Origin of the sequence: Streptomyces sp. BJ20 (assembly GCF_022869105.1) — a bacterium.
Taxonomy (GTDB): domain Bacteria; phylum Actinomycetota; class Actinomycetes; order Streptomycetales; family Streptomycetaceae; genus Streptomyces; species Streptomyces griseoincarnatus.
This window is the reverse complement of the sequence record NZ_CP094918.1, coordinates 6,907,792-6,927,517: the sequence shown is the minus strand read 5'-3', so window position 1 is coordinate 6,927,517 and position 19,726 is coordinate 6,907,792. Positions and strand designations below refer to the sequence as shown.

The window sequence follows — 19,726 nt, the reverse complement described above, 5'->3', positions numbered from 1 at the left end:
TGCTTCCATTTCTGGTTAAACAGTCGTGGCCGCGCGTCCCGGGACGGTTCGACGGAGGGTGTGCCGCCGCCCGCGCCGCGCCCCCGCGGAGGCATCCTGAGGGCATGACGGATCAGCGGGAACTGGCGGCGGCGCTGCGCGGGGCGGTAGGCGGCGAGGTGGACCTCGGCGTCACCGCGCGGGCGCTGACCACGATGGACGCCTCCAACTACCGCAGAATTCCGCTCGGCGTGGTCGCGCCCAGGGACGCCGACGACGTCGCGGCGGCGCTCGCGGTGTGCCGGGAGCACGGGGTGCCCGTGGTGCCGCGCGGCGGCGGGACGTCCATCGCGGGACAGGCGACCGGCACGGGCATCGTGCTCGACTTCACACGCCACATGAACCGTCTGCTGTCCCTCGACCCGGAGGCGGGCACCGCCGTCGTGCAGCCGGGTCTGGTCCTCGACCGGCTCCAGGAGGCCGCCGCCCCGCACGGCCTCCGCTTCGGCCCCGACCCGTCCACCCACGGCCGCTGCACCCTCGGCGGCATGATCGGCAACAACTCCTGCGGCTCCCACTCGGTCGCCTGGGGCACGACCGCCGACAACGTGCGCACCCTGTCGGTGATCACCGCGCGCGGCGAACGGCTGCGCCCCGGACCCGGCTGGGCGGGCGCCCCGACGGGCCTGCGTCCGCTGGTGGAGGGGGAGTTGTCACGTCTGCGCACGGGCTTCCCCGACCTGCCGCGCCGAATCTCCGGGTACGCGGTCGACGCCCTGCTCCCCGAGAACCGCGCCGACGTCGCCCGCTCCCTGTGCGGTTCGGAAGGCACCCTCGCCGTGCTCACCGAGGCGGAGCTGACCCTCGTACGGGCGCCCCGCGCGCGGGCGCTCGCCGTGCTGGCGTACGCGGACGAGAGCGGGGCCGCGCAGGCCGCGTCGGGGCTGCTGCCGTACCGGCCGCTGACGGTGGAGGGCATGGCGGCCGACCTGGTGCCGTCCGCCGCCGACCTGCCACGCGGAGGGGCGTGGCTGTTCGTCGAGGCCGGCGGGGACACCGAGGCGGAGGCCCGCGCGGCGGCCGAGGCGATCGTGCGGGCGGCGGACGTCGTGGACGCGCTGGTGGTCACCGACCCGGCCCGGCAGCGCACGCTGTGGCGCATCCGGGAGGATGCGAGCGGCACCGCCACTCGCATGCCGGACGGGAGCGAGGCGTGGCCCGGCTGGGAGGACTGCGCCGTGCCGCCCGCCCGGCTCGGCGACTATCTGCGGGACTTCCGGGCGCTGCTCGCCGAGCACGGCCTGCGCGGCACCCCGTACGGGCACTTCGGGGACGGCTGCATCCACGTCCGCATCGACTTCGACCTGTTGACCGGGCCGGGCGTGGCCCGCTTCCGGCGCTTCTCGGAGGAGCTGGCGGACCTCGTCGTCGCCCACGGCGGCTCCCTCTCCGGCGAGCACGGCGACGGGCAGGCGCGCGCCGAGCTGCTGCCGCGTATGTACGGCGCGGAGACGGTCGCCCTCTTCGAGCGGGTCAAGGGCGTGTGGGACCCGGACGGCCTGCTCAACCCCGGCATGCTGGTCCGCCCCGCGCCCCTGGACGCGGACCTCCGCTTCACCGCCCTCCCCCGCGAACCGGTCGACGTCGCCTTCGGCTACCCCGCCGACGCCGGCGACTTCTCGGCCGCGGTGCGGCGCTGCGTGGGCGTCGCCAAGTGCCGTACGACGTCCGTGTCGGGGTCCGCCGTGATGTGCCCGTCGTTCCGGGCGACGGGGGAGGAGGAGCACTCCACGCGGGGGCGCGCCCGGCTGCTGCACGAGATGCTCGCGGGCGAGGTGGTGACGGACGGCTGGCGCTCCACGGAGGTGCGGGACGCGCTCGATCTGTGCCTGTCCTGCAAGGGGTGCAGGTCCGACTGCCCGGTGGGCGTCGACATGGCCACGTACAAGGCGGAGTTCCTGCACCACCACTACGCGGGCCGCCGCCGCCCCGCCGCGCACTACACGATGGGACGGCTGCCGGTGTGGCTGTCCTGGGCGGCCCGGACCCGGACGGCGGGCGTGGCGAACGCACTGGCGTCGCTGGGGCCGCTCGCGCGGCTGGCGAAGCGGGTGGGTGGGATCGCCCGGGAGCGGGAGATCCCGTCCCTGGCGACGGAGCCTTTCAGCCGCTGGTGGCGGAGGAGGCAGACGCCTGCCGAGGACGGTGGCCCGCTGGTGGTGCTGTGGCCGGACACCTTCACCGAGCATCTGTCGCCGTCGGTCGGCCGGGCGGCCGTACGGGTGCTGGAGGCGGCGGGGATGCGGGTGGTGCTGCCGCCGACGCTGCGGCTGGGATCCGGCGGGCGCGTGGGCGACGGCCGGTCACGTTCTCCCTTCTCCCTGCTGACGGCACGGCGCGGGCGGGTCTGCTGCGGCCTGACGTACATCTCCACGGGCCAACTGGACCGCGCACGCACGGTGCTGCGGCGCACGCTCGACCTTCTGGAGCCGGTCCTCGCGACGGACGCGCCCCTGGTGGTGCTGGAGCCGAGCTGTGCGGCCGCGTTGCGCACGGACGCCCCGGAGCTGCTCCACGACGACCCGCGCGCGGCCCGACTCGCCTCGCGCGTCCTGACGTTCGCGGAGGCGCTGGAGCGGCACGCGCCCGACTGGACCCCGCCCGCGGTGAACCGCCCGGTCACCGGCCAGACCCACTGCCACCAGCACGCGGTCCTGGGCGACGGCCCCGACCGCAGACTCCGGGAGACGGCGGGCCTGACGGGCGAACTGGCGGGCGGCTGCTGCGGACTGGCAGGCAACTTCGGCTTCGAGAAGGGCCACTACGACGTCTCGCGCACCTGTGCGGAGGAGCAGTTGCTGCCCTCCGTACGGGAGGCGCCGGAGGACGCGGTGGTCCAGGCGGACGGCTTCTCCTGCCGGACGCAGCTGGAGCAGGTGGGAGGTGTGCGGGGCCGCCACCTCGCGGAGATCCTGGCGGAGGCGCTGGAGGAGAAGGGACGGTGACGTCCTGGACGTTCTGCCTCAGTCGAGGCAGAACTCGTTCCCCTCGACGTCCTGCATGACGATGCACGAGTCGGTGCCGTCGTAGAGCAGCCGCTGCCGGGTGGCACCGAGGGGGACCAGCCGGGCGCACTCGGCCTCCAGCGCGGCCAGCCGCTCCTCACCGGTCAGCCCGGTGCCGACGCGGACGTCGAGGTGGACGCGGTTCTTGACGGTCTTGCCCTCGGGCACCCGCTGGAAGAACAGCCGTGGCCCGGCGCCGGTCGGGTCGCTCGCCGAACACCAGGCGCCGTCCCCGTCGGGGAACCGCTCCCGGTTGAACGCGTCCCAGGAGCCGTACCCCTCGGGCGGCACGACGGTGTACCCGAGCACTTCGCACCAGAACCGGGCCACCCGCTCGGGCTCCGCACAGTCGAACGTGACTTGCACCTGCCTGATCTCTGCCACGGGGCGCACCCTAACAAGGGGCCGGCCGGCCGCCACCGCATTTTCCGCGAGCCGCGCCGGGCCGTCGGAACGGCCTCTGTCAAGTTGATGTGCGGGGCAGCCGTTGCTGGTTAGAGTCGTGCGTCATACCTGGTTGTGGGGACAACCGGAGTGCCTTGGGGGAGGGCCCGCAGCACATGAGTCGTCGTTCCACCGGTTTTGTCGGCGTCTGGGCCGAAATGCAGCGGCAGCAGCAGCGTCAGCGGGAGGCCGACGCCAGGCGGCTGCGGCAGGAGGAGCAGCGGGCGCGGGCCCATCGGCGGCGGGTCGAGCGGGACCACCGTGAGTACCGGAAGGCGGAGGCCCTCCGGCGTACGGAGGAACTGGACGCGCGGGTCGCGTCGTTGCGGGCGCTGCTCGCGTCGGGGTGCCGCGCGGCGCCGTTCCGGGCCACGACGCTGGTGCGGGCGGAGACCGTGCAGCCGTTCGCGCCCGGCCCGCTCGCCCAGCCGGTGCCCATGCCGGACGCCCGCGCCTACCAGCCGCAGGGCGGCGGCTGGACCGCGAACCGCAGGGCCCAGGCGCAGGCGGAGGCCCGGGCGCGGTTCGAGCGGGACTGGCACGCGGCGCAGGCCGCCGAGGCGGCGCGGCAGCAGCAACTCGCCTCCTACCAGCGGCAGTACCAGGAGTGGGCCGACGCCCAGCTGGCCGAGGTGCGCCGGCACAACGCCGGGGTCACCGCGACCGTCGAGGGCGTGCGCCGCCGCGAGCCCGACGCCGTGATCGAGTACTTCTCGGCCGCCCTGTACTCCTCGACGGCCTGGCCGGAGGGGTTCCCGCGCCAGGTGGCGGCGGCCTACGACCCGGCGGCGGGACAGCTCGTCCTGGACTGGGAGCTGCCCGCGTACGACGTGGTGCCGGAGACCAAGGCGGTCCGGTACATGGCGAGCGTCGACCAGGACAAGGAGACGCCCCGCCCCGTGGGCCGGCGGCGTGCGCTGTACAAGGAGGTTCTGGCCCAGTGCATGCTGCTCGTGCTGCACGAGCTGTTCGCCGCGGACGAGCAGGGCGCCCTGGAATCGGTGGCGCTGAACGGCTTCGTCGACGGCCACGACCCGACGACGGGCCGCCCCGGGCGGATCCACCTGGCCACCGTCATGGCCGAGCGCGCCGCGTTCCAGGAGCTGCACCTGGCGCAGGTGGACCCGGAGAGCTGCTTCGTCGACGCGCTGCGCGGGCAGATCTCGGCACGCCCCGACCAGCTCGCGGCCGTACGGCCGGGCAGGCGGCCGCAGGACGTCGGCGACCGGGTCGTCGCCCACGGCGGCGACGAGGACCCCGACCTGTTCGCGATGGACCCGGTGGCCTTCGAGAACCTGGTCGCCGACCTCTTCCGAGCCATGGGCATGCAGGCGGTGACCACCCAGCGCTCCAACGACGGCGGCGTGGACGTCGACGCGCTGGACCCGACGCCGATCCGCGGCGGCAAGATCGTCGTCCAGGTGAAGCGCTACCGGAACACGGTGCCGCCCACTGCCGTACGCGACCTCTACGGCACCGTGCAGGACGCCGGCGCCAACAAGGGCGTCCTCGTGACGACGTCCGGCTTCGGCCCCGGCTCGCACACCTTCGCGAGCGGCAAGCCGCTGGAGCTCATCGCGGGCCCCGAGCTGGTCGACCTCCTCCACCGGCACGGACTGCGGGGACGGCTGGGCGACGGGGCGACCGGGGACACGGCCCGTCCGGCGGACCCGGACGAGGACCGGCTGCCGGACGACTACAACGTCCTGGGCATGGGCTGGACCGGCGGCGTCGCGCTGGACGTGTGCGCGCTCGTGTGCCGCGGCAGCCGGGTGCTCAGCGACGACCACTTCGTCTTCTTCAACAACCCGGGCACCCCGGACGGCGCCGTCCGCGCCCTGGAGGCCACCGCACCCGACAAGGCCGCGATCCGCGTCGCCTTCGACGGCCTGCCCGACGAGGCCGACCGCTTCGTGCTGGTCGCGGCCGTCGACCCGGAGGTCAACCCGGACGCGGACCTCGCGGGCTTCACGGACGCCCGCATCCGCCTCCTCGACCCGGGGCTCACCGAGCTGGGCCGGCTAGAGGTGTCCGACGGCCGGGCAGGAGAGACGGCCCTGGTCCTCGGCTCGTTCCGCCGCCGCGCGAACGGCGACTGGGACTTCGTCCTCGGCGGCAAGGGCTACCGGGGCGGGCTCGAAGAACTGGTGCAGGACTTCGGGATCGAGGTGCGGTAGCCCCGCGGGACGGGGGTGCGGCGTACGCGCGTGCGGGTCGCGGGTGTGATCATCGACGGTGACCTGCATCGCCCAGGTGGGCAGGATCGGCGGGTGCGGGTGCGGGTGCGGGTGCGGGTGCGGGTCGGGGCCGGTGCAGTGGGGCGACGGGTTGATGTTCGACCGGCGTAGTAATGCGGGTCTCAGGGCGTCGTCTCGCCCCGCACCAGCGGGTGGCACACCGGCTGGACGCCCTCGGGGAGGGCGTCCGGTTCGCACCAGCGGGCCTCCAGGATCTCGAACGGGTCCAGGCGCAGTTCGCCGCCGAGGAGGCGGGCCTCGAAGGCCACCTCCACGCGGGTGCGCAGGCCGCTGTTCAGCATGACCAGGCGGCCGACCTCCACGTCGAGGCCGGTCTCCTCCTTGACCTCGCGCACCACGGTCGCCCGGAAGTCCTCGCCCTTGCGCGCGAAGCCGCTCGGCAGGCCCCACTGGCGGCCGGGCGGCCACATCCGGTGTCTCAGCAGCAGCACCCGTCCCTCGTCGTCGCGCACCACTCCCGTCACGCCGACCACGAACTTGGCGTGCAGCAGCCACACGATGCGGCTCTGCAACGGGCGCAGGAGTCGCCAGACACGGACCAGGAGTCGTCGCACGGAACCTCAGTCGAAGGGGGGGAGCGGACGGGGTGTCACCAGGGGGAACCGTACCGGGTAGGACGTCCGCACCGTGGACGGAGTTGACCCGGACGGTACGCGGGTCGCATCGTCAGGCATATAAACACTTCACGGTGCTGACGTAGTCCAATACGCTGGACCTGCGAGTACATCGAGCTGCACGCTCGATGCAGTCGCGCGTCACCCCGCACCGCTCGCGTCTCCTACGTCCCTGGAAGGCACCGTGACCACCCCCAGCGCCGCCACCCCGTCCACCGCCTCCGGGCAGGCCCACGGCCCCGCCGCCCCCGCGCAGCCCGACGCCCCGGGCGGCCGCCGCGGCTCCCTCGGGCCGGTCGGACTGGTGCTGGCCGGCGGGATCTCCGTGCAGTTCGGCGGGGCGCTCGCGGTCACGCTGATGCCGCGCGCCGGCGCGCTCGGGGTGGTGACCCTGCGGCTGCTGGTCGCGGCGGTGGTGCTGATGGTGCTGTGCCGGCCGCGGCTGCGCGGTCACTCGCGCGCGGACTGGGGCACGGTGATCGTCTTCGGCCTCGCCATGGCCGCGATGAACGGCCTCTTCTACCAGTCCGTCGCCCGCATCCCGCTCGGCCCCGCGGTCACCCTGGAGGTGCTGGGCCCGCTCGCCCTCTCCGTGCTGGCCTCCCGGCGTGCGGTCAACCTCGTGTGGGCCGCGCTCGCCCTCGCCGGCGTGTTCCTCCTGGGCGGCGGAGGCTTCAGCGGCCTCGACCCGCTGGGCGTCGCGTTCGCCCTGGCCGCCGGGGCGATGTGGGCTGCGTACATCGTCTTCAGCGCGCGGACCGGACGCCGCTTCCCGCAGGCCGACGGGCTCGCGCTCGCCATGGCGGTGGCGGCGGTGCTGTTCCTGCCGCTGGGGGTGCTGGAGTCCGGCACGAAGCTGCTGGACCCGACGACCTTCGCGCTGGGCGCGGCGGTCGCGGTGCTGTCGTCCGTCCTGCCCTACACCCTCGAACTCCTCGCGCTGCGACGCCTGCCCGCGTCGACGTTCGCGATCCTGATGAGCCTGGAACCGGCCCTCGCGGCCGCCGCCGGCTTCCTCGTCCTCGACCAGGCCCTCGCCGCGACGGAGGCCGCGGCCATCGCGCTGGTCATCGCGGCGAGCATGGGGGCGGTGCGGACACAGGTGGGGCGGGGGAGGGCGAGGAAGGCCGCGGGCGGCTCCTGACGATCGCCGGGCGCGTCGAGCCGCGGCGGGACTAGAGTCGCTCTCGTCTCTCCCAGCAACCGGTCCTCTCGCGTGACCGGTCCGTCCCGGAGACACACGAAGGGAACAGCGCCATGAGCGTGCAGCACAGTGAGACCGCCGGTGACCGTCCTCTGATCCCCCGTCCGGAGCGGACGCCGGGCGCCCTGCGGGCTGCCTGCACGGTCGTCGCACCCGATCTCCTTGCGGCCTACGACCAGGCCAAGGACCAGGCGCTCGCGGAGGCGGTGGAACTCAGGTCGCTCAAGCCGATCCATGCCTACCTCAGCCACTGGGCCGCCCTCTTGGAAATCGAGCGTCACCCGGCCATGGCGCGGGAGTACCACCGCGTGGAGTACCTTGCCCAGATCGCCACCACGGCGGAGGAGGCGCGTGAGCACCTGAGGGCGGCCAGTTCGCTCTACCGTGCAGCCGCCGAGGCGGTGCGCGCCGAGTGACGTGGCGCTGGGAGTACGAGCCCGACCGGGAGACGGTGGCGGGCGGCGCCCCGGCCGATTTCCTCGCCGAGGTGGAGAAGATGGCCGCTGAACTGGTGCGGGCGGCCGAAGTGCTGCACCTCCACGGGCCTTCGTACCAGGGCGCGGACGAGGGCGCCAAGCACGCCTTCGTCGCCGGCGGCTTCTTCGTTTACATGATCACACCGCGCTCGGAACTCCTCACCATCTGGCAGGTGACGCCCGACCCTCTTCCTTGACGGTTCGCGCCGGTCAGGAGCCGCCGTCGCCCGTGTCAAGGGGACGATCGCCGGTCGGCGACCGGCACGCCCCGGAGACGAACCGAGAGTTGCCGGCCGTGACCATGATCGCCAGCTCGCCGCTGATGGCGTGCCGGTACGCCGCCGTCGGTGATGTGTCGAGGCGGGGCGCGCCCCGCTCGGTCTGACGACCCACCCCGGGGGTGACGTGCCCCCTCGCCTCGGCCGCCTGGGCCTCGGTGAAGCCCCGCGCCGTCCGGAGCGAGGCAGGCTCGTGCCCTCGCTCCGCGTCGATCGTCTCGACCTTGAGGCGTCGATCCGCTCACGCTCCTCGGAGGCGCTGCCGGCACCGCCGCGGCCCTCGTCGACAATGCGCCCCGGCATTCGCCCGCCCATGGAGCCGAGGGCCGTCTGCCCGCCCTTCTGGCCGGGTGCAACCACACGCGCCCGCAACGGCTGGTCCCGGGCCGCCTCCGCGGTGCACCGCGTCGGGTGACGGCGGTGAAAATCCATGCAAGCACGCTTGCTTGTTTTCCTCCCCCCTGTCATGCTCCCCCCACCGCCCCGCACACCGCCGTGTCCGTGTCCCGAGGGGAGCGACCTCGTGTCCGATCCGACGCCTGTCATCGACGATCTGCGTGAGGAGAGTGAGGAGCTCGACCGGCTGGTGGCCGGACTGGAGCCGGAGCGGTGGGCGTTGCCCACGCCCGCCGCCGGATGGACCGTCGCCCACCAGATCGGGCACCTCGCCTGGACCGACCACCGCGCCCGGACCGCCGTCACCGATCCCGACGGTTTCCGCGCGCTCGTCGAGCAGGCCCTCGCGGCCCCGCACACCTACGTCGACGACGGCGCCGAGGAGTACGCCCGCGCCGAGCCCGCCGCGCTGCTCGCCCGCTGGCGGGAGGGGCGCGCGGAGTTGGAGAAGGCGCTGCGGGAGGCGCCCGACGGGGCGCGGTTCCCGTGGTTCGGGCCGCCGATGTCCGCCGCCTCCGTGGCCACCGCGCGGCTGATGGAGACCTGGGCGCACGCCCAGGACGTGGCCGACACGCTCGGCGTGACCCGCGCGCCCACCGGCCGCCTCCGCCACATCGCCTGGCTCGGCGTCCGCACCCGCGACTTCGCCCACGGCGTGCACGGCCTCACCCCGCCCGCCGGCCCCTTCCGCGTCGAGCTGACCGCGCCGGACGGCGGTGACGTCTGGGCGTACGGGCCCGAGGACGCCCCGCAGCGTGTCACCGGCCCCGCCCTCGACTTCTGCCTCCTGGTCACCCGGCGCGCCCACCGCGCCGACCTGGACCTCACCGCCGACGGCCCCGACGCCGACCGCTGGCTGGACATCGCGCAGGCCTTCGCCGGGCCGCCCGGCGGCGGGCGGGAACCGAAGGGGGACGGCGCGCGGTGACGGCAGAGCCCCTGCGCGTCGGCAACTTCTCCGGCTTCTACGGCGACCGCTTCGACGCGCTGCGCGAGATGCTGAGCGGCGGCGACCTCGACGTCCTCACCGGTGACTACCTCGCCGAGCTGACCATGCTCATCCTGGCCCGCGACCGGCTGAAGGACCCCTCCGCCGGATACGCGCGCACCTTCCTGCGCCAGCTCGAGGACACCCTGGGCCTCGCCCACGAGAAGGGCGTCCGGATCGTCACCAACGCGGGCGGGCTCAACCCGGCGGGGCTGGCCGGCGCCGTACGGCAGCTGGCGGGACGTCTGGACATCCCCGTGCGGGTCGCGCACGTCGAGGGCGACGACCTCACCGCCCGCCACCCCGGCAGCCTCGCCGCCCACGCGTACCTGGGCGGCTTCGGCATCGCGGAGTGCCTGCGGGCCGGCGCCGACGTGGTCGTCACCGGCCGGGTCACCGACGCCGCCCTCGTCACGGGGCCCGCCGCCGCGCACTTCGGCTGGAAGCCGTCGGACCACGACCGGCTGGCCGGCGCGGTCGTCGCCGGGCACGTGCTGGAGTGCGGGACGCAGGCGACCGGCGGCAACTACGCCTTCTTCGCCGAGCGCGACCCCCGCGAACTGCGGCGGCCCGGCTTCCCGCTCGCGGAGATCCACCCCGACGGCTCCTGCGTGGTCACCAAGCACCCCGGCACCGGCGGGTTCGTCGACGTCGGCACGGTCACCGCGCAGCTGCTGTACGAGACGGGCGGCGCCCGGTACGCCGGGCCGGACGTCACCGCGCGCCTGGACACCGTCACGCTCACCCAGGACGGGCCCGGCCGGGTGCGGATCGAGGGGGTGCGCGGGGAGGCCCCGCCGCCCACGCTCAAGGTCGGCCGCAACCGGCTCGGCGGGTTCCGCAACGAGGTCGTCTTCGTGCTCACCGGACTCGACATCGAGGCCAAGGCCGCGCTGGTCCGCGAGCAGATGGGCGACGCCCTCGCCGCGTCCCCGCCCTCGGAGGTGCGGTGGGACCTCGCCCGCACCGACAAGCCCGACGCCGACACCGAGGAGACCGCCAGCGCGCTGCTGCGGCTCGTCGTACGGGACCCGGACCAGCGGAAGGTCGGACGGGTGCTCAGCGGGGCCGCCATCGAGCTGGCGCTGGCCGGCTACCCCGGGTTCCATGTGGGGGCGCCACCGGGGAAGGGCTCGCCCTATGGGGTGTTCGAGGACGTGTACGTGCCCCATGGGGACGTCGGCCATGTGGCCGTCCTCCATGACGGGAGGCGGATCACCGTGGACCCGCCCCTGGACACCGCCGACCTCGACGCCGTACCGCCGCCCGCGCTTCCCGAGCCGCTGCCGCCGGGGCCGGCCATCCGCGCGCCGCTCGGCCGGGTCGTCGGCGCCCGCAGCGGCGACAAGGGCGGGGACGCCAACGTCGGCGTGTGGGCGCGGACGGACGAAGCCTGGCGGTGGGTCGCGCACGAGCTGACCGTCGAGCGGTTCCGGGAGCTGATCCCCGAGGCCCGCGAGCTGCCCGTCACCCGGCACGCGCTGCCGAACCTGCGCGCCCTGAACTTCGTCGTCGAGGGCATCCTCGGCGAGGGCGTCGCCGCGCAGGCCCGTTTCGATCCGCAGGCCAAGGCGCTGGGGGAGTGGCTGCGCTCCCGGCACGCCGACATCCCGGAGGTGCTCCTGTGACGGTCCTCGCGTCCGCCCTGAACCCGTCCGACCCTGACCACCGGGAGAACCGGCAGGCGATGCTCGCCAAGCTGGCCGAACTCGACGCCGAGCACGCCAAGGCCCTCGCGGGCGGCGGCGAGAAGTACGTCGAGCGGCACCGGAAGCGAGGCAAGCTGCTCGCCCGCGAACGCGTCGAGCTGCTGCTCGACCCGGACACCCCGTTCCTGGAGCTGTCCCCGCTGGCCGGCTGGGGCAGCGACTGGACCGTCGGCGCCTCCATGGTCACCGGCATCGGCGTCGTCGAGGGCGTGGAGTGCGTGATCACCGCCAACGACCCGACGGTGCGCGGCGGCGCCAGCAACCCCTGGTCGCTGAAGAAGGCGCTGCGCGCCAACGACATCGCGCTCGCCAACCGGCTGCCGCTGATCAGCCTGGTCGAGTCCGGCGGCGCCGACCTGCCGTCGCAGAAGGAGATCTTCATCCCGGGCGGCGCGGTCTTCCGCGACCTCACCCGGCTGTCGGCGGCCGGCATCCCCACGATCGCCGTCGTCTTCGGCAACTCCACGGCGGGCGGTGCGTACGTGCCCGGCATGTCGGACCACACGATCATGGTCAAGGAGCGGGCGAAGGTGTTCCTCGGCGGCCCGCCGCTGGTGAGGATGGCGACCGGCGAGGAGAGCGACGACGAGTCCCTGGGCGGCGCCGACATGCACGCCCGCGTCTCCGGTCTCGCCGACCACTTCGCCGTCGACGAACCGGACGCGTTGCGCCAGGCCCGCAGGGTCGTCGCCCGTCTCAACCACCGCAAGGCACACCCCGATCCGGGGCCCGCCGAGCCGCCCAAGTACGACCCGGAGGAACTGCTCGGCGTCGTCCCCGGCGACCTGAAGACCCCCTTCGACCCGCGCGAGGTCATCGCGAGGATCGTCGACGCCTCCGACTTCGACGCGTTCAAGCCGTTGTACGGCACCAGCCTCGTCACCGGCTGGGCGAGCCTGCACGGCTACCCGGTCGGCATCCTCGCCAACGCGCGGGGCGTCCTCTTCAGCGAGGAGTCCCAGAAGGCCGCGCAGTTCATCCAGCTGGCCAACCAGCGCGACATCCCGCTGCTGTTCCTGCACAACACCACCGGCTACATGGTCGGCAAGGAGTACGAGCAGGGCGGCATCATCAAGCACGGCGCCATGATGATCAACGCGGTCTCCAACTCCCGCGTCCCGCACCTGTCCGTCCTCATGGGCGCCTCCTACGGCGCCGGTCACTACGGCATGTGCGGACGCGCCTACGACCCCCGCTTCCTGTTCGCCTGGCCCAGTGCCAAGTCCGCCGTCATGGGCCCGCAGCAGCTCGCCGGCGTGCTGTCCATCGTCGCCCGCCAGTCCGCCGCCGCGAAGGGACGGCCGTACGACGACGAGGCGGACGCGGCGCTGCGCGCCATGGTGGAGCAGCAGATCGAGTCCGAGTCCCTGCCGATGTTCCTGTCCGGGCGGCTGTACGACGACGGCGTCATCGACCCGCGCGACACCCGCACCGTCCTCGGCCTGTGCCTGTCCGCCGTCCACACCGCGCCCTACGAGGGCGCGCGCGGCGGCTTCGGCGTCTTCCGGATGTGAGGCAACCCGTGATTACTTCCGTCCTTGTCGCGAACCGCGGTGAGATCGCCTGCCGCATCGCCCGCACCTGCCGCGACCTCGGCATCCGGACCGTCGCCGTGCACTCCGACGCCGACGCGGACGCCCTCCACACCCGCGTCGCCGACACGGCCGTACGGCTCCCCGGCTCCGCGCCCGCCGACACGTATCTGCGCGGCGACCTGATCGTGAAGGCCGCCCTCGCGGCCGGAGCGGACGCCGTGCACCCCGGCTACGGCTTCCTCTCCGAGAACGCGGACTTCGCGCGCGCCGTCCAGGACGCCGGCCTGGTGTGGATCGGGCCGCCGCCGGAGGCGATCGAGGCGATGGCGTCCAAGACGCGCGCCAAGCGGCTCATGGGCGTGGCACCGTTCACCGAGGTCACCGAGGGCGACCTGCCGGTGCTGGTGAAGGCCTCGGCGGGCGGCGGCGGACGCGGCATGCGGGTCGTGCGCGCCCTCGCCGACCTGGACGCCGAACTCGACGCGGCCCGCGCGGAGGCGGCGAGCGCCTTCGGGGACGGGGAGGTGTTCGTCGAGCCGTACCTGGAGAACGGCCGCCATGTCGAGGTGCAGGTCCTCGCCGACACCCGCGGCACGGTGTGGGCGCTGGGCACCCGCGACTGCTCCCTCCAGCGCCGCCACCAGAAGGTGATCGAGGAGGCCCCGGCGCCCGGCCTCACCGACGCGCTCACCGAGGAACTCCACACCCTCGCCGTACGCGCCGCCCGCGCGGTCGGCTACGTCGGCGCCGGCACCGTCGAGTTCCTCGTCGCGGGCGAGCGGGCGCACTTCCTGGAGATGAACACCCGGCTCCAGGTCGAACACCCCGTCACCGAAGAGGTGTTCGGCGTGGACCTCGTCGCCGAGCAGATCCGGGTCGCCGAGGGCCACGCGCTGGACCCCGAGCCGCCGGCCCCGCGCGGCCACGCCGTGGAGGCCCGCCTCTACGCCGAGGACCCCGCCCGCGGCTGGGCGCCCCAGACCGGCCGCCTGCACCGCCTCGCCGTCCCCGGCGCCGTACGCCTCGACACCGGTTACACCGACGGCGACGACATCGGCGTCCACTACGACCCGATGCTCGCCAAGGTCGTCGCCCACGCCCCCACCCGTGCGGAGGCGGTCCGCAAACTCGCGGCCGCCCTGGAACGCGCCGTGATTCACGGCCCCGTCACCAACCGCGATCTCCTCGTCCGCTCCCTGCGCCACGAGGAGTTCACCCAGGGCCGCATGGACACCGGCTTCTACGAGCGTCACCTGCCCGCCCTCACCGCGCCCGCCGCCGACCCCTACGCCCCGCTCGCCGCCGCCCTCGCCGACGCGCACGGCCGCTCCCGCTTCGGCGGCTGGCGCAACGTGCCCTCGCAGCCGCAGGTCAAGCGGTACGCGGTGAACGGCCAGGAGCACGAGGTCCGTTACCGCCACACCCGCACCGGCCCGGCGGCCGACGGCGTGACGGTCGTCCACGCGGACGCGCGCCTGGTGGTCCTCGAAGCCGACGGCGTACGCCGCCGTTACGAGGTCAGCCGCTACGGCGACCGCGTGTACGTCGGCCCCACGGCCCTCACCGTCCTGCCCCGCTTCCCCGACCCCGAGGCCGACCACGCCCCGGGCTCCCTCCTGGCCCCGATGCCGGGCACGGTCGTCCGCATCGCCGAGGGCGTCACCGAGGGCGCGCCGGTGGAGGCGGGCCGGCCCCTGCTCTGGCTGGAGGCGATGAAGATGCAGCACAAGATCACGGCCCCCACCACGGGAACCCTGACCACCCTCCACGCGACCGAGGGCCAACAGGTGGAGCCCGGCACCTTGTTGGCGGTCGTGGAGGAAGCCCCTTAAGGGGCGCGGGGAACTGCGCGAGCGACCCCCACGAACCCGCAGGCACCGCACGACCGAACCACTCCGAAGGGGCGCGGGGAACTGCGCGAAGACCGAAGACAACCCGCACCCACCCGACGACTCAAGCCCCCTCCTCCCAAGGAGCCCACATGCCGGTGATCGAGTCAGAAGAACACAAGGCCCTCCGCGCGGCGGTATCCGCCCTCGGCCACAAGTACGGCCGCGCCTACTTCACCCGCACCGTGGAAGAGGGCAGGCCCGCCACGGAACTCTGGGCGGAGGCCGCCAAGCTCGGCTATCTCGGCGTCAACCTCCCGGAGGAACACGGCGGCGGAGGCGGCGGCATCTCCGAACTCTCCATCGTCCTCGAGGAACTCGGCGCCGCAGGCTGCCCCCTCCTCCTCATGGTGGTCTCCCCGGCCATCTGCGGCACGGTGATCGCCCGCTTCGGCACCGAGGAGCAGAAGCGGGACTGGCTGCCCGCCCTCGCCGACGGCACCCGCACCATGGCCTTCGGCATCACCGAACCCGACGCCGGCTCCAACTCCCACCGCATCACCACGACCGCCCGCCGCGACACCGCCACCGGCGACTGGGTCCTCACCGGCCGCAAGGTGTTCGTCAGCGGCGTGGACATCGCCGACGCCACCCTGATCGTGAGCCGCACCGAGGACGCCCGCACCGGGCGTCTGAAGCCCTGCCTGTTCATCGTCCCGCGCGACACCCCGGGCTTCCAGCGGCACAAGATCGACATGGAACTCAGCGCGGCGGAGAAGCAGTTCGAACTGGTCCTCGAGGATGTGCGGCTGCCCGCCGACGCGCTCGTGGGCGGAGGGGAGGGAGAGGACGCCGGTCTGCTCCAGCTGTTCGCCGGGCTGAACCCCGAGCGCATCATGACGGCCGCGTTCGCGATCGGCATGGGCCGCTTCGCGCTGGCCCGCGCCGTCGAGTACGCCCGCGACCGGACCGTCTGGAAGGCGCCCATCGGCTCGCACCAGGCGATCGCGCACCCCCTCGCGCAGGCGCACATCGACCTCGAACTGGCCCGCCTGATGATGCAGAAGGCGGCCCACCTCTACGACGCCGGGGACGACATCGGCGCCGGGGAGGCCGCCAACATGGCCAAGTACGCGGCGGCCGAGGCCTGTGTGAAGGCCGTCGACCAGGCCGTGCACACCCTCGGCGGCAACGGCCTCACCCGTGAGTTCGGGCTCGCCTCGCTGATAACGGCCGCGCGCGTGTCTCGTATCGCGCCGGTCAGCCGGGAGATGATTCTCAACTACGTCTCCCACCAGACCCTGGGCCTGCCCAAGTCGTACTAGGCGACCGGCAAGCCTCCCGGCCGTCTTGGAGGAACCATGTTCCGCAGCGCGTACGCAGACGTCACGCCGGTCGACCTCCCCATCCACGAGGCGGTGCTCGCCCGCGCCGCCGAGTTCGGGAGCATCCCGGCCCTGATCGACGGCACCGACGGCACCACCCTCACCTACGAGCAGCTCGACCGGTTCCACCGGCGGGTCGCCGCCGGGCTCGCCGAGGCGGGCGTGCGCAAGGGGGACGTGCTCGCCCTGCACAGCCCCAACACGATCGCCTTCCCCACCGCCTTCTACGCGGCGACCCGCGCGGGCGCCTCCGTCACCACCGTGCACCCGCTCGCCACGCCCGAGGAGTTCGCCAAGCAGCTGAAGGACTGCGCGGCCCGCTGGATCGTCACCGTGTCACCCCTGCTGGACAGCGCGCGCAGAGCCGCCGAACTCGCGGGCGGCGTCGAGGAGATCTTCGTCTGCGACAGCGCGCCCGGACACCGCTCGCTGATCGACATGCTCGCCTCCACGGCCCCCGAGCCGGTCGTCGGCATCGACCCCGGCGAGGACGTCGCCGCGCTGCCGTACTCCTCCGGGACCACCGGCGTCCCCAAGGGCGTGATGCTCACCCACCGGCAGATCGCCACCAACCTCGCCCAGCTCCAGCCGGCCATCACGGCCGGCCCCGGCGACCGCGTCCTCGCCGTGCTGCCGTTCTTCCACATCTACGGCCTCACCGCGCTGATGAACGCCCCGCTGCGGCACGGCGCGACCGTCGTCGTGCTGCCGCGCTTCGACCTGGAGCAGTTCCTCGCCGCCATCCAGAACCACCGCATCACCGCCCTGTACGTCGCCCCGCCGATCGTGCTGGCCCTCGCCAAGCACCCGCTGGTCTCCGAGTACGACCTGTCCTCCCTGCAGCACGTCATCAGCGCCGCCGCGCCCCTGGACGCGAAGCTCGCCGCCGCCTGCGCGCAGCGGCTCGGCCTGCCGCCGGTCGGCCAGGCGTACGGCATGACGGAGCTGTCGCCCGGCACCCACGTCGTCCCGCTGGACCTCATGGACCAGGCCCCGCCCGGAACCGTCGGCAAGCTCATCGCCGGCACCGAGATGCGGATCGTCTCCCTCGACGACCCGGGCAAGGACCTCGGTCCCGGCGAGTCCGGGGAGATCCTCATCCGCGGCCCGCAGGTGATGAAGGGCTACCTCGGACGCCCCGACGCCACCGCCGCGATGATCGACGAGGACGGGTGGCTGCACACCGGGGACGTGGGCCACGTCGACGACGCATGCTGGCTGTTCGTCGTCGACCGGGTGAAGGAGCTCATCAAGTACAAGGGCTTCCAGGTCGCGCCCGCCGAGCTGGAGGCGCTGCTGCTCACCCACCCCGGTGTCGCCGACGCGGCCGTCATCGGCGTCTACGACGACGACGGCAACGAGGTCCCGCACGCCTTCGTCGTCCGCCACCCCTCCGCCCCGGACCTCACCGACGGCGAGGTCATGATGTACGTCGCCGAGCGCGTCGCCCCGTACAAGCGGGTCCGGCACGTCACCTTCATCGACGGCGTGCCCCGCGCCGCCTCCGGCAAGATCCTGCGCCGCGAACTCCGGGCGGCGCACAAGGAGCGCTCGTGACCCTGATCGGCCGCAGTCGCACCCGGGGCGTCGAGACCCTGTCCCTCGACGCCCCGGAGCGCCGCAACGCCCTGTCCGCCGCCCTCGTCGGCGACCTCGCCGCCGCGCTCTCCGCCGCCGGGGAGGACCCCGGCGTCCGCGCGGTGGTCCTCACCCACACCGGCAGCACGTTCAGCGCGGGCGCCGACCTCAAGGACCCGCCCGGCCCCTCAGCGCTGGTCGGTCTGCTCCGGCAGATCGTCGAGCTGCCCAAACCGGTCGTCGCGCGCGTCACCGGGCACGTCCGCGCGGGCGGCCTCGGGCTGCTCGCCGCCTGCGACATCGGCGTCGCCTCCCGCGCGGCGACGTTCGCCTTCACCGAGGTGCGCATCGGGGTCGCCCCGGCGGTGATCTCCCTGCCGCTGCTGCCCCGCACCGACCCGCGCGCCCTCGCCCGCTACTACCTCACCGGGGAACGCTTCGACGCCGACGAGGCCGCCCGCATCGGCCTGCTCACGGCGGCCGGTGAGGACGCCGACCACACCCTCGAGCCGATCCTCGACGGTGTGCGCCGGTCCGCCCCCGAGGCCCTCGCCGAGACGAAACGGCTGCTCACGGCTAAGGTTCTGGAGACCTTCGACCGGGACGCGGACGCCCTGACCGCGCTCTCGGCACGCCTCTTCGCCTCCGCGCCCGCGCGCGAGGGCATGACGGCGTTCCTCGAACGACGGGATCCGGAATGGGCGGTGTGAGCGCGGCATGGGTGAGGTGAGCACGGCCGACCGTGCGGCACGCGTCCCCAAGCAGGACCGCAGCCGGGCCACCCGGCAGCGGCTGCTGGAGGCCGCCGTGGCCTGCCTCGCCGAACACGGCTGGGCGGGCTCCACGGTCTCCGTCGTCGCCGAACGGGCCGGCGTCTCCCGGGGCGCCGCCCAGCACCACTTCCCCACGCGGGAGGACCTGTTCACGGCCGCCGTGGAGTACGTCGCCGAGGAACGCTCCACCGCCCTGCGCGCCCTCTTCCCCGAAGGGGCAGCGGCCTCCGACCGCCGCGCGGTGGTCGCCGCGCTCGTCGACCTCTACACCGGCCCGCTGTTCCGTGCCGCCCTGCACCTGTGGGTGGCCGCCTCCAACGAGGAGCAGCTGCGGCCGCGGGTGACCGAGCTGGAGCTGCGGGTCGGACGCGACTCGCACCGGATCGCGGTGGAACTCCTCGGCGCGGACGAGTCCCGCCCCGGGGTGCGGGAGACGGTCCAAGGGCTCCTCGACATGGCCCGCGGCCTGGGCCTCGCCAACCTCCTCACCGACGACACGGCCCGCCGCGACCGGGTCGTCGCCCAGTGGGCGGACCTCCTGGACGAGGCGCTGCGCTGAGGGGGACCGGCTCAGCCCAGCCGGAGATTGGTCACCTGACAGCGAAGCTGCTGAATGCCGGCGAACTTGGCATCCACGGTGACGAGCTCGGCGTCCAGTGCTTCGGCAAGCGCGGCGTACGCGGCGTCGTAGGGCCACATGTTGTGGCGGAGCTGCCAGATGCGGGGAAGCAGGGGAGCGTGGTCGTAGCGTCTCAGCTGCATACGCCGCAGGAGGTCGAGGGCGCGTTCCGCTTCGCTTTCGGGCAGCTTGCCGCCCCGGACGAGGCCGCGCAGCACCGAGGCTGTCTCCAGGTCGACGGCGTGAGGTGCGGCCAGCCGTCGGCCGCGCGTGCAGTCCCGGACCCTGTCGGCGAGAGCGTCGCCGCCGACGAGGAACTCCACGACCGCTGAGGTGTCGAAGACGAGAACGCTCACCAGCGGGCCTCTCGCATCTCGCGGACCGCTTCGGAAATGTCGTCCGCCGTGACATCGGCACGCGCCGCGATGGCGCGAGCCTCTCGCGCCGCCTCCTCGAGCGACAGCAGAGCGGCTTCACCGGTGAGCAGCTGCAGTACGTAGTTCTGAAGCGACTGCCCGCTTCTCGCCGCCCGCGTCTTCAGTATCCGTAGGGTGTCCTCCGGGACGTCGCGTACATGAATGGTGGCCATGTAAGCA

At 73.7% G+C, this 19,726-nt stretch carries 17 protein-coding genes; 13 read left to right on the top strand and 4 right to left on the bottom strand.

Annotated features, from left to right (window positions below; translation table 11 throughout):
- The first annotated feature begins 104 nt into the window (after positions 1–104).
- The gene (locus tag MTR79_RS31075) at positions 105–2,984 is read left to right on the top strand and encodes an FAD-binding and (Fe-S)-binding domain-containing protein (RefSeq protein ID WP_244792626.1); all 2,880 of its coding nucleotides are present in this window, start codon (positions 105–107) and stop codon (positions 2,982–2,984) included.
- Positions 2,985–3,002: 18 nt separating this feature from the next.
- On the opposite strand, the gene MTR79_RS31070 is transcribed toward MTR79_RS31075, so the two are convergent.
- A complete protein-coding gene (locus tag MTR79_RS31070) occupies positions 3,003–3,428 on the bottom strand; it encodes a VOC family protein (protein ID WP_048460131.1) in 426 nt (141 codons plus the stop codon).
- Between the two features lie 176 nt (positions 3,429–3,604).
- Here MTR79_RS31070 and MTR79_RS31065 point away from each other — a divergent pair, with 176 nt between their 5' ends.
- On the top strand, positions 3,605–5,665 hold the full coding sequence (locus MTR79_RS31065) for a restriction endonuclease (protein ID WP_189364922.1): 2,061 nt from the start codon (positions 3,605–3,607) through the stop codon (positions 5,663–5,665).
- A gap of 182 nt (positions 5,666–5,847) precedes the next feature.
- Here the strand turns inward: MTR79_RS31065 and MTR79_RS31060 are convergent, their stop codons facing one another.
- Complete coding sequence (locus MTR79_RS31060; RefSeq protein ID WP_086705360.1) at positions 5,848–6,300, bottom strand: NUDIX domain-containing protein; 453 nt, start codon at positions 6,298–6,300, stop codon at positions 5,848–5,850.
- Positions 6,301–6,544: 244 nt separating this feature from the next.
- Between MTR79_RS31060 and MTR79_RS31055 the strand changes: the two genes are divergently transcribed.
- From MTR79_RS31055 to MTR79_RS31005, 11 genes are all read left to right on the top strand, one after another.
- Positions 6,545–7,504 (top strand): EamA family transporter, encoded by a 960-nt coding sequence (locus MTR79_RS31055; RefSeq protein ID WP_189364923.1) that lies wholly within the window; start codon positions 6,545–6,547, stop codon positions 7,502–7,504.
- 113 nt (positions 7,505–7,617) lie between these two features.
- A complete protein-coding gene (locus MTR79_RS31050; protein WP_086702945.1) occupies positions 7,618–7,980 on the top strand; it encodes a DUF6247 family protein in 363 nt (120 codons plus the stop codon).
- Complete coding sequence (locus tag MTR79_RS31045) at positions 7,977–8,237, top strand: hypothetical protein (protein WP_102638204.1); 261 nt, start codon at positions 7,977–7,979, stop codon at positions 8,235–8,237. The genes MTR79_RS31050 and MTR79_RS31045 overlap by 4 nt, the downstream gene beginning before the upstream one ends.
- 604 nt (positions 8,238–8,841) lie before the next feature.
- Complete coding sequence (locus MTR79_RS31040; RefSeq protein WP_175449472.1) at positions 8,842–9,642, top strand: TIGR03084 family metal-binding protein; 801 nt, start codon at positions 8,842–8,844, stop codon at positions 9,640–9,642.
- Entirely contained in the window at positions 9,639–11,330 is a 1,692-nt protein-coding gene (locus tag MTR79_RS31035; protein ID WP_244792624.1) for an acyclic terpene utilization AtuA family protein, read from the top strand. Before MTR79_RS31040 ends, MTR79_RS31035 begins: the two co-directional genes overlap by 4 nt.
- On the top strand, positions 11,327–12,925 hold the full coding sequence (locus MTR79_RS31030) for a carboxyl transferase domain-containing protein (protein ID WP_086705436.1): 1,599 nt from the start codon (positions 11,327–11,329) through the stop codon (positions 12,923–12,925). The genes MTR79_RS31035 and MTR79_RS31030 overlap by 4 nt, the downstream gene beginning before the upstream one ends.
- 8 nt (positions 12,926–12,933) lie before the next feature.
- Positions 12,934–14,778 (top strand): biotin carboxylase N-terminal domain-containing protein, encoded by a 1,845-nt coding sequence (locus MTR79_RS31025; RefSeq protein ID WP_244792622.1) that lies wholly within the window; start codon positions 12,934–12,936, stop codon positions 14,776–14,778.
- A gap of 149 nt (positions 14,779–14,927) precedes the next feature.
- Positions 14,928–16,100, top strand: coding sequence for an acyl-CoA dehydrogenase family protein (locus tag MTR79_RS31020; protein ID WP_189364928.1), 1,173 nt, complete (start codon positions 14,928–14,930; stop codon positions 16,098–16,100).
- Positions 16,101–16,136: 36 nt separating this feature from the next.
- A complete protein-coding gene (locus tag MTR79_RS31015) occupies positions 16,137–17,717 on the top strand; it encodes a 4-coumarate--CoA ligase family protein (protein WP_189364929.1) in 1,581 nt (526 codons plus the stop codon).
- Positions 17,714–18,448 carry an enoyl-CoA hydratase family protein gene (locus MTR79_RS31010; RefSeq protein ID WP_086702618.1) on the top strand — a complete coding sequence of 245 codons (735 nt, stop codon included), beginning with the start codon at positions 17,714–17,716 and terminating at the stop codon, positions 18,446–18,448. The genes MTR79_RS31015 and MTR79_RS31010 overlap by 4 nt, the downstream gene beginning before the upstream one ends.
- 7 nt (positions 18,449–18,455) lie before the next feature.
- Positions 18,456–19,070: a TetR/AcrR family transcriptional regulator gene (locus MTR79_RS31005; protein WP_189364930.1), complete on the top strand. Its 615-nt coding sequence runs from the start codon at positions 18,456–18,458 to the stop codon at positions 19,068–19,070.
- 11 nt (positions 19,071–19,081) lie between these two features.
- Here the strand turns inward: MTR79_RS31005 and MTR79_RS31000 are convergent, their stop codons facing one another.
- Both MTR79_RS31000 and MTR79_RS30995 read right to left on the bottom strand, forming a co-directional pair.
- The gene (locus MTR79_RS31000) at positions 19,082–19,486 is read right to left on the bottom strand and encodes a type II toxin-antitoxin system VapC family toxin (RefSeq protein WP_189364931.1); all 405 of its coding nucleotides are present in this window, start codon (positions 19,484–19,486) and stop codon (positions 19,082–19,084) included.
- Positions 19,483–19,719 (bottom strand): hypothetical protein, encoded by a 237-nt coding sequence (locus tag MTR79_RS30995; RefSeq protein ID WP_086702636.1) that lies wholly within the window; start codon positions 19,717–19,719, stop codon positions 19,483–19,485. Before MTR79_RS30995 ends, MTR79_RS31000 begins: the two co-directional genes overlap by 4 nt.
- Positions 19,720–19,726 lie beyond the last annotated feature (7 nt).